This is a genomic window from Paenibacillus brevis, from assembly GCF_018919145.1.
In the GTDB taxonomy this organism is placed as follows: domain Bacteria; phylum Bacillota; class Bacilli; order Paenibacillales; family Paenibacillaceae; genus Fontibacillus; species Fontibacillus brevis.
In genome coordinates, this window is record NZ_JAHLQJ010000041.1 from 1 (window position 1) to 10,263 (window position 10,263).

Sequence of the window (10,263 nt, forward strand, 5' to 3'; positions counted from 1 at the left end):
TGGATATAAACCTTTGGTTAAAAGGCAAAGGAATAGGGGATTGACAAAAAACGTTCATAGCAGTGAAAAAAGTTACCTTAAATTCAGTGAAAATAATAGAAATGCGGATATAGTGAAATTTTTGTACTTAAAGTTGACTAAAACGTGGGTTTGGCTAGTTACTGGCGATCTAAGGTAAGTTTTTTCACTAAATATGGGTTCGAGCGTCGAATGAAGAATTTAAGGTAAGAAATTTCACTGGAGCGCGACCGTAATGAAGCTGATCAAGCAGGCGAGTAAAGTTTCAGAGCAAGGCTGGAATACTTAGTCGAATAACGAAGTTCCGCGTTCTGTGTAAGGCCGAAGCAACGTGCGACTGGGCGCGCAACTCCAGGCGCTCAATGTTCCATTTGGCTGTGCGTAAAGTGAATCGCGCAGGCTTCCTTCGTGATGCCTAACCTAAGGCGAGCCTGGCAGCAAGGGGAGGTTGGGAGGAGGCTTGCGCGGAGTAACCTGCCTGTGTCCGCAGGCGGCCAACTTACTGTAATGCATGTGGGCGCAGGCACGTGCAAACTGCATTTCAGTTAAACAGCAAAGGCGAAGTAGTTAGGGCATAAGTGTGAAGGTAAAAGCTTTTTGTAAGAAAGCTACGTCGGAAGCATAGAGCGTCAGCGGTCGCCTTTGTGAGCGGATTTCTCCTTTGTTAGAACTTAGTCCAAATAAAGAAATCTGCGAACAACAGCGATCGTAAGCACACTTCACACGTTGCCCCTCCAACTCGCCCTCCGAAGATTTAACTGTCTTCCTGCTGTTGCACACTTTCCTATTTGCTGCCGCAGGCGGCAAGCTTATTGCAATGTCCCCCGGTAAATGAACAGCTTCAGACGCGGCTCATTCAAGATAGCTCGCGGGGCAGGCTTTCCTTGATGTCCTTCATCCATTCTTTGAGCTCAGGGCTCAGCAGGGTATGCTCCCCATAGATCAGACAGGTTTCCCGCCGGGTCTGTACCAATTCCTTCATGGGCACGGTTACAAGATCATTGTCTCTTAACAGTTGGCTTCGCAGATAGGATTTGGGAAGAAGAGCAGCGGTCTTGCAGGTAGGAAGCAGTCTCACGATCGCCTCAAAAGAATCGATCTCCATTCTAATGTCCGGCACCACCCCATATCTTCCGAACAGCTCGTCAATCAGCCGCCGGTACCAGGTTCCCTTGGAGAAGACGATCATCGGCTGTCCCCGCAGCGAATCCATCTCTGCTCGAGCCTGCCCTGCTAATTCATGGTTCTTTGCAACGACGAGCTCAAGGTGATCATCAAACATAGGGATACAGATCAAGCCGGTTTCTTGAATCGACGAAGCAATGATGCCGACATCGACCTTTCGTTCCCTTACAGAGGCAACAATCTCATGCGTTTTCCCGGTAATCAGCTTCATTTCGATATCAGGATATTTGTGCATCAGAGCCGTGACAAGCGGAGGCAAGGTCGTCTGGAGCGTAGTCAGACTTGCGCCTATCGTCACCAGTCTGCGCTCTGTGCCTTTAAACCGGGATACGGATTGCAGGAACTTCTGATGGCGCTTGAGCTGAGCCAGGGCATATACGTAAGCCTCTTGTCCGACCTGTGTCAGCTCCAGCCGCTTTCCTTTACGCAAAAATAGAGCTACTCCCCATTCTTCCTCCAGCTTGGCGATTTTACGTGAAAGGGCCGGTTGTGATAGATTGAGCAGCTTGGAGGCTTTATTCAGACTGGATTGCTCCACGACAGTGGTGAAGACCAGTAATTCCTCGTTCATAGTTATCCTCCTGCCTCTTATGCATAAATGTAATAAGGATTAATAAATATATTGCAATTCCATTATAAGATAAAAAGGAGTAACATGAAAAGTGACACAAGTTGTTCACAAGTAACATTTTTTTTAGTGGGGAACAGTCTTGTTTTTGTGTAATTTTTCATATACGTCAACGAATTGCGAATTTGTTAAAGGCCTTGAAGAGTTGGAGTATCTATGACATGGAAAGGGGTTCATGAACTTATGAAAGGGTTTTATTCCAGGAAACTGCACTCGCTTCTGGGCGTCATTCCGCTTGGCTTCTTCCTGTTAGAGCATATGCTCACGAATTTTTCTGCGGTTGAAGGCGGGAGCGAAGGGTTTAAGGAAAGCGTCGCCTTCCTGAACAGCTTGCCGATGGTGCTGGCTCTGGAGATGTTCGGTATATGGCTGCCGTTGCTCTACCACGGCGTCTATGGCATGTATATTGCTTTTCAGGCAAAGCCGAACAATAATCGTTTCCGGAATGAACGGAACTTGCGTTACTTGCTGCAGCGTATTTCGGGTGTGCTTGTATTCGCCTTCGTGATCTGGCATGTCTATGAGACCCGTGTGCAGGTAGCGTTAGGTAATGTCACCCATGAGGAGCTGGGTGGAGTGATGCACGGGATAGTGACCCATCCGGTCTATTTCATATTGTATCTGATCGGGGTCATCTCGGCAGCGTTTCATTTTGCGAATGGTCTGTGGTCCTTCCTGGTTAGCTGGGGGATTACGGTCGGTCCCCGCGCGCAGCGGGTATCGTCGAACATTTGCATGGGGCTGTTTGTTATCGTGGCCATTTTATTCACCTGGTCCCTTTTTGCTTTCCGGGGAGCGGAGTTTCAGGCCGAAGGAACAGCTTGGCTGGAGATGACATTCCGGACATTGGCCGGATAGGGGCGGACGAAGCGAAAGCTTACGAAGCAACCCGAGAAGCTTATGCTATACAAAACTAAGCCGCTGCTTACGAAGCGAGTTTTGTACGAAGTTATTCGAGAAATGTATGCTATACAAAACTTTTAGGAGATGAGCTTACATGGCAAAACAGAGCATCATCATCGTCGGCGGAGGCTTGGCCGGGCTCATGGCAACGATCAAGGCCGCAGAGACGGGAGTTCCGGTACAGCTATTCTCGCTGGTTCCGGTCAAGCGCTCGCATTCCGTGTGTGCCCAGGGCGGGATTAACGGAGCGGTGAATACGAAAGGGGAAGGCGATTCTCCTTGGGAGCATTTTGACGATACCGTTTATGGCGGGGACTTTCTTGCCAACCAACCGCCTGCCAAGGCGATGTGTGAGGCAGCTCCCGGCATTATTCATTTAATGGACCGGATGGGCGTTATGTTCAACCGTACCCCGGAAGGCCTGCTGGATTTTCGTCGCTTCGGCGGCACCAAGCATCACCGGACCGCATTTGCGGGGGCGACAACCGGTCAACAGCTTCTCTATGCGTTGGACGAACAGGTGCGCAGATATGAAGCGGAAGGACTTGTAACCAAATATGAGAATTGGGAGTTTCTCTCCGCGGTGATCGACGATGAGGGAGTGTGCCGGGGAATTTGTGCGCAGAACCTTCGATCCATGGAGATTGTTACATTTGCGGCAGATGCGGTCATCTTGGCGACCGGCGGGCCGGGTATTATTTTCGGGAAAACAACGAATTCGGTTATTAACACAGGAACCGCGGCAGGAGCGGTATATCAGCAAGGCGTTCATTATGCAAACGGGGAATTCATCCAGATTCATCCTACCGCAATTCCGGGCGACGACAAGCTGAGGCTGATGTCCGAATCCGCCCGCGGGGAAGGCGGAAGAATCTGGACCTATAAGGATGGCAAGCCATGGTACTTCCTGGAGGAGAAATATCCGGCTTACGGGAACCTGGTGCCCCGGGATATCGCGACTCGCGAGATTTTCCACGTCTGTGTAGACCTGAAGCTTGGCGTAAATGGAGAGAACATGGTCTATCTGGACCTGTCTCATAAGGACCCGAAGGTGCTTGACGTGAAGCTGGGCGGAATTATTGAGATTTATGAGAAGTTTATGGGCGATGATCCCCGGAAGATTCCGATGAAGATTTTTCCGGCGGTTCACTACTCTATGGGCGGGATGTGGGTCGATTATAACCAGATGACAAATGTTCCGGGCTTATTCGCTGCCGGGGAATGTGAATATCAGTATCATGGTGCGAATCGCCTCGGTGCGAATTCGCTTGTCTCGGCCATCTATGGCGGGATGGTTGCCGGGCCAAAGGCGGTGGAATACATTCGCGGGCTCAAGACCTCGGCAGAGGACATCAGTCCGGCTGTATTCGAGCGTTACACCAAGCAGCAAGAGGCAAAATTTGATCGCTTGCTCTCCATGGACGGCACGGAAAACCCGTATGTGCTGCATAAGGAGCTGGGCGAATGGATGACCGACAATATGACGGTCGTGCGTTATAATGACCGCCTGGAGGCGACGATCAGCAAGATTAAGGAGCTGAAGCAGCGATATCAGAATATCAATATTAACGATACCTCGCGCTGGAACAATGCCAGTGCCGCGTTTACCAGACAGCTGTGGAATATGCTGGAGCTTGCGGAAGCGATGACACTCGGTGCGCTCCTTCGCAATGAGAGTCGCGGCGCGCATTACAAGCCGGACTTCCCGGACCGCAACGATGAAGAGTACCTGAAGACAACCAAGGCGACGTGGACGCCTGACGGGCCGCAAATCTCTTATGATCCGGTCGACGTCTCTCTGATCCCGCCGCGGATTCGCGACTATTCCAAGGATAAATAGGAGGGAGAGAATCATGACTACGGATACGAAGCTCGCTGTTAAAAAAGTGAAGTTCATTATTACTCGTCAAGATGATCCCGAATCCAAGCCATATATCGAGCAATTCGAGCTGGATTACCGTCCAGGCATGAATGTGATCAGCGCCTTGATGGAGATTCAGCGGAATCCGGTCAAGCTGGATGGGGCTCAGACCACAGCCGTATGCTGGGAGTCCAATTGTCTTGAGGAGGTGTGCGGCGCTTGCTCGATGGTGATCAACGGCAAGCCCCGGCAAGCATGTGCAGCGCTGATTGATCAATTGGAGCAGCCGATTCGAATCGAGCCCATGCGTACTTTTCCCGTAGTTAGGGATCTGGTCATTGACCGGGCCCGGATGTTCAATGCCCTGAAGCGGGTAAAGGCATGGATTCCGATCGATGGCACGTATGATCTTGGTCCTGGTCCAAGAATGCCGGAGAAGAAGCGGCAGTGGGCCTATGAGCTCTCTAAATGCATGACATGCGGGGTATGCCTTGAGGCCTGCCCGAATGTGAACGAGAAAACCGATTTCATGGGGCCGGCGGCAATCTCGCAGGTCCGCTTGTTCAATGCGCATCCAACGGGAGAGATGTACGAGGATGAACGGCTGGATGCCTTGATGGAGGATGGCGGGATTGAGGGCTGCGGAAATTCCCAAAACTGTGTACGGGCTTGTCCGAAGGGGATTCCATTGACGACTTCCATTGCGGAAATGAACAAAGCCACCACAAAGCATATGTTCAAGCGTTGGTTGAATGTATAGTCATATTTTATATATAAGTTGAACTGCTGAATATTACGTTCTGGGGCAACGTGTGAAGTGTTCTTACGATCGCTGTTGTTCGCAGATTTCTCTAATTGGACTAAGTTATTATAAGGTGGAAATCCGCTCACAAAGGCGAACGCTTTCGAGCTTATGCTCCCGAAGCAGCTTTGTTTCAGAAAGCTTTCACTACAGCAAACTTATGCCCTTTCTACGTAGCCTTTATAGTTCAACTTATATAGCAACATATTCATAGCGGCGTCTCAAGCAGGTTCTCTGACAGGTGCAGGGAATCTGCTTTTTTATATATTTTTGAAAGCGTAAACAAATTTTGTATTGATCTAAAAAATGGAATATGATACGATGTCGGAGAAATCGAAAACGTTACCGAAAAGGATGCCGATAAGGTTTTCGGAAACGATACCGATTTAAATCGATATTTTATTTGGAAACGGATTCATTATGTTTTATAAAAAAATTTCAGGAGGGTTATTAGAGAATGAAGCGTAAAAAATGGTTGGGTTTGGTCCTTGCATTAACTTTGTTTGCAGGACTTGCTGCGGGCTGCGGTAAGGACAACAGCGGGGCTTCTGGTTCGAATGGCGCAAGCGGCAGGGCCGGAGAAATTTACTTCCTGAATTTCAAGCCGGAGATCGCAGAGGTGTACGAGAAGATTGCCAAGGATTATGAGGCGGAGACCGGCGTTAAGGTGAAGGTAGTTACAGCTGCTGCGGGTACCTATGAGACCACGCTGAAGTCGGAAATTGCCAAGTCCGAGGCTCCGACGATTTTCCAAATTAACGGACCTGTAGGGTATCAGAACTGGAAGGATTACACATTGGATCTTAAGGACACCAAGCTGTACAGCTACTTGTCCGATCAAAGCCTGGCAGTAACGAGCGAAGGCGGCGTATACGGGATCCCTTATGTAGTAGAAGGGTATGGCATTATTTATAACGATGCGTTGATGAAGCAATATTTTGGACTATCGGATAAGGCGGTATCGGTATCTTCGATGGAAGAAGTCAATAACTTTGATACCCTGAAAGCCGTGGTCGAGGATATGACGGCGAAGAGTGAGCAACTGGGCATCAAGGGAGTGTTTGCTTCCACCTCGCTGGCTGCAGGAGAGCAATGGAGATGGCAGACCCACTTGGCTAATATGCCCCTGTACTATGAGTTCAAAGATAATAAAGATTATGACAATACCGTGCTAGCCGGTCTTGCAACGAACGAAGCAGAGTTCAAGTATAATGCGAACTTCAAAAATATTTTTGACCTCTATATCAATAATTCGGTCACGAAGCCTACGCTGCTGGGCAGCAAGTCTGTATCGGATTCCATGGCGGAGTTCGCCTTGGGTCAAGCGGCAATGGTGCAGAACGGCAACTGGGCATGGTCGCAAATTAATGAAGTGGACGGCAATGTAGTGAAATCCGAGGATATCAGGTTCCTGCCCATATACACTGGCGCAGACGGAGAAGAAAGCCAAGGACTGGCGATCGGAACCGAGAACTACCTGGCGATCAATAGCAAGGTGTCTGCCGAGAAGCAGGAAGCCTCCATCGCGTTCCTGGAGTGGCTGTTCTCCAGTGACAAGGGTAAATCCTATGTGACGAACGATCTTGGCTTCATCGCTCCTTTCAATACCTTCAAGGAGAATGAGAAGCCTGCCGACCCGCTTGCGAAAGAAGTAACGAACTGGATGGAAAAAGACGGCATCGTCTCGGTTCCATGGACCTTCGCCGCATTCCCGAGTGAGGAATTCAAGAATCAGTTCGGGGATGGCCTGCTGCAATATGCCCAAGGCAATAAGTCGTGGGACGAAGTGGTGACAATCTTCAAGGACAGCTGGAAAGCGGAAAAGGCAAAGTAAGGCTCAGTACTCGAATGTGTTTAGTGCCACGGTGTACCGGCCGGTATGCCGTGGTCTTCCTTTTTTTCAATTTCGCCTATCAAGCTGATCCATCATGTCAAGCAAGGTGAGGAGCAGAAATCTCATGCAAAAATCGTTAAAAAGATATTTCGCCCTTTTTGCATTGCCGACGATCCTGGTGTTCGCCGTCATTTTCATTATCCCGTTTATTCTGGGCGTCTACTTGTCCTTCACGGAATTCAGGACGGTGACCGATGCCTCTTGGATTGGACTAGGCAATTATATCAAGGCCTTCTCGAATCAGGATTTCATAAATGCGCTGTGGTTTACGGTGAAATTCACAGTGGTTTCTGTAATTACTATCAATGTATTCGCATTTCTTCTGGCGGTACTGCTGACCCGGGGCGCCCGAGGCACCCATGTGTTCCGGACTGTATTCTTTATGCCGAATCTGATCGGCGGTATTGTATTGGGTTATATCTGGCTGCTCATCCTCAACGGAATCCTGATGAAGTTCGATGTAACGCTAACCTTCAGCGCTACCTACGGATTTTGGGGCCTGGTTATTCTGATGAACTGGCAATTGATCGGATATATGATGATTATCTACATTGCAGGCATTCAGAATGTATCCAAGGAAATTATCGAAGCTGCGCAAATTGACGGAAGCACCCGGTTTGGCATATTACGCAATGTTACGATTCCGCTGGTCATGCCCTCTATTACAATCTGCTTGTTCCTGACCCTGTCGAATTCGTTCAAGCTGTTCGATCAGAATCTGGCGCTAACCGCGGGCGCACCCTCCAAGGAGACTTCGATGCTGGCTCTCGATATCTATAACACGTTCTATGGGAGTGTAGGCTGGGAAGGGGTTGGCCAAGCGAAGGCCGTGGTATTCTTCGTGCTGGTTGCCTTGATTGCTCTGATCCAGCTGGCAGCTACACGAAGCAAGGAGGTAGAGAGCTGATGAAAAAGACCATAATCCGCGATACAACTTTATCAATTCTGCTGTTCCTGCTGGCCTGTCTGTTCCTGGCCCCTGTGCTGATCGTATTGATGAACTCGTTCAAAGGGAAGTTTTATATCAGTGATACCCCGTTTCGGTTTCCGGATCAGACGACGTTCATTGGGTTGAAAAACTACACAGAAGGTGTGGCAAAGACCGGTTTCTTCAATGCCTTCGGGATGTCACTCTTTATCACTGTCGGTTCGGTTCTTATTATCGTACTGCTGACAGCGATGACGGCCTGGTATATTACCCGTGTGAAAAGCGGTTTTACGAAGATGATCTATTATGTTTTCGTATTTTCAATGATTGTTCCGTTCCAGATGGTAATGTTCACCATGACCAAGACTGTCAATATGCTGCATCTGGATAATCCGGTTGGCATTCTGCTAATCTATCTCGGGTTTGGCTCGGGCTTGTCTGTGTTTCTGTATAGCGGCTTTGTCAAATCCATCCCGCTTGAGATCGAGGAAGCGGATCTTATCGATGGTTGTACCCCGGTTCAGTCCTTCTTCCTCGTCGTCCTGCCGATCCTGAAGCCGATTGCTATTACAGTTGCTATTCTGAACGTAATGTGGGTATGGAACGACTATCTGCTCCCGCTGCTGGTCATCGGGTCCGAATACAGGACGATTCCGATCGCGATCCAGTATTTGAAGGGCGGGTACGGTTCGATCGATATGGGCGCGATGATGGCGATGCTGGTGCTGGCGATTGTCCCGATTATCATTTTCTATCTATTCTGCCAAAAGTACATCATTGAGGGCGTGGTGGCAGGCGCTGTTAAAGGGTAGGACCTCGGGTCTTGTATTCCATAAATTTAATTGCTATATTCAACATGAGAATGACAAGACCAAGAATATGAGGGAAGATCGTAAAAATGGCATCGATTACAATTATAGATATTGCAAAAATGTGCGGTGTTGGGGTAACGACGGTATCCCGTGCCATCAATAATCATCCGGATATCAGCGAAGAGACAAAAGCGATGATTATGAAGGTCATCAAGGAGAACCATTATGTTCCGAACAACAGCGCCAGAAATTTGAAGCGCTCCGCGTCCAAGACGATTGCTGTGCTGATCAAAGGGATCACGAATCCGTTCTTCAACCGGATGATCCAGGTGTTCGAGAAGGAAATCAAGCGCAAAAAATATTCCTTCATCCTGCAAAGGGTAGATGAGCATCAGGATGAGATCGAGGTGGCCATTGAGCTTGAAAAGGAGAAGCGGCTGAAGGGCATTGTGTTTCTCGGCGGATACTTCTCTCATTCCAAGGAGAAGCTGGAGCAGTTGACAGTGCCATTTGTCCTCAGCACGATCGGGATGGCGCCGGAATTCGATCCGACTGAGTTCTCCTCCGTTTCAGTGGATGACTTTAAGGAAAGCTATAAAATCGTCGATTTTCTGTGCAGCCTAGGCCATCGCAAAATTGCGATCATCACGGCTCCTATGGACGACGTTAGTATCGGGAAGCTGAGATACGAAGGATACAAGAAAGCGCTGGAGGACCACGGCCTGCAGGTTGACAGCAGACTGGTCTGCAGTATGAAGGATCATCTGGAGAGCTACTCGATGGAGAATGGCTATGTGGTCACCAAAGACTTGCTGGAGTCAGGCGAACCGTTCACAGCACTGTTTGCTGTCTCGGACAGCTTGGCTGTGGGGGCGTGCAAGGCCATTTTTGAAAGCGGTAAGCATGTGCCGGGTGACTACTCGGTTGCGGGCTTTGATGGCCTGGATATCGCTTATTACTATAATCCTTCGATTACTACGATCCGGCAGCCTGTTGAGGAAATTGCCGAGGAAACGCTGCGGATTCTGTTCGACTTGATTAATAAGAAGCAGACCCATTCCCACAAAATTTTCCCCGGAGAGCTGATGATCCGTGAATCCACTACCCGGATATGACAGAACCCGGCTGCGCAGAGCATTCTGCACAGCCGGGTTCTTCTTGTTAATGGCTTAAGCCAGTTGAGTACGCGAAGCGTGCGAAACAGAAAACCACCCGCTATGCGGGTGGTGTAG

At 49.2% G+C, this 10,263-nt stretch carries 8 protein-coding genes; 7 read left to right on the forward strand and 1 reads right to left on the reverse strand.

The features are described 5' to 3' along the window. Window positions 1–874 precede the first annotated feature (874 nt). Window positions 875–1,774, reverse strand: a complete 900-nt coding sequence (locus tag KQJ23_RS23455; protein WP_216481316.1) for a LysR family transcriptional regulator — start codon at window positions 1,772–1,774, stop codon at window positions 875–877. A gap of 240 nt (window positions 1,775–2,014) precedes the next feature. Here KQJ23_RS23455 and KQJ23_RS23460 point away from each other — a divergent pair, with 240 nt between their 5' ends. The 7 genes from KQJ23_RS23460 to KQJ23_RS23490 all read left to right on the forward strand — a co-directional run bounded on the left by KQJ23_RS23460 (window position 2,015) and on the right by KQJ23_RS23490 (window position 10,146). Beyond that, window positions 2,015–2,689 carry a succinate dehydrogenase cytochrome b558 subunit gene (locus KQJ23_RS23460; protein WP_044482154.1) on the forward strand — a complete coding sequence of 225 codons (675 nt, stop codon included), beginning with the start codon at window positions 2,015–2,017 and terminating at the stop codon, window positions 2,687–2,689. A 139-nt stretch (window positions 2,690–2,828) separates the two neighbouring features. Further along, window positions 2,829–4,574 (forward strand): succinate dehydrogenase flavoprotein subunit, encoded by a 1,746-nt coding sequence (gene sdhA / locus KQJ23_RS23465; RefSeq protein ID WP_216481317.1) that lies wholly within the window; start codon window positions 2,829–2,831, stop codon window positions 4,572–4,574. Between the two features lie 13 nt (window positions 4,575–4,587). After that, the gene (gene sdhB, locus KQJ23_RS23470) at window positions 4,588–5,355 is read left to right on the forward strand and encodes a succinate dehydrogenase iron-sulfur subunit (RefSeq protein WP_216481318.1); all 768 of its coding nucleotides are present in this window, start codon (window positions 4,588–4,590) and stop codon (window positions 5,353–5,355) included. 499 nt (window positions 5,356–5,854) lie between these two features. Then, window positions 5,855–7,231, forward strand: coding sequence for an ABC transporter substrate-binding protein (locus KQJ23_RS23475; protein ID WP_216481319.1), 1,377 nt, complete (start codon window positions 5,855–5,857; stop codon window positions 7,229–7,231). Between the two features lie 124 nt (window positions 7,232–7,355). Beyond that, window positions 7,356–8,198, forward strand: coding sequence for a carbohydrate ABC transporter permease (locus KQJ23_RS23480; RefSeq protein ID WP_216481320.1), 843 nt, complete (start codon window positions 7,356–7,358; stop codon window positions 8,196–8,198). Then, window positions 8,198–9,031, forward strand: coding sequence for a carbohydrate ABC transporter permease (locus KQJ23_RS23485; RefSeq protein WP_216481321.1), 834 nt, complete (start codon window positions 8,198–8,200; stop codon window positions 9,029–9,031). The genes KQJ23_RS23480 and KQJ23_RS23485 overlap by 1 nt, the downstream gene beginning before the upstream one ends. An 86-nt stretch (window positions 9,032–9,117) precedes the next feature. After that, the gene (locus KQJ23_RS23490; protein ID WP_216481322.1) at window positions 9,118–10,146 is read left to right on the forward strand and encodes a LacI family DNA-binding transcriptional regulator; all 1,029 of its coding nucleotides are present in this window, start codon (window positions 9,118–9,120) and stop codon (window positions 10,144–10,146) included. Window positions 10,147–10,263: the final 117 nt, after the last annotated feature.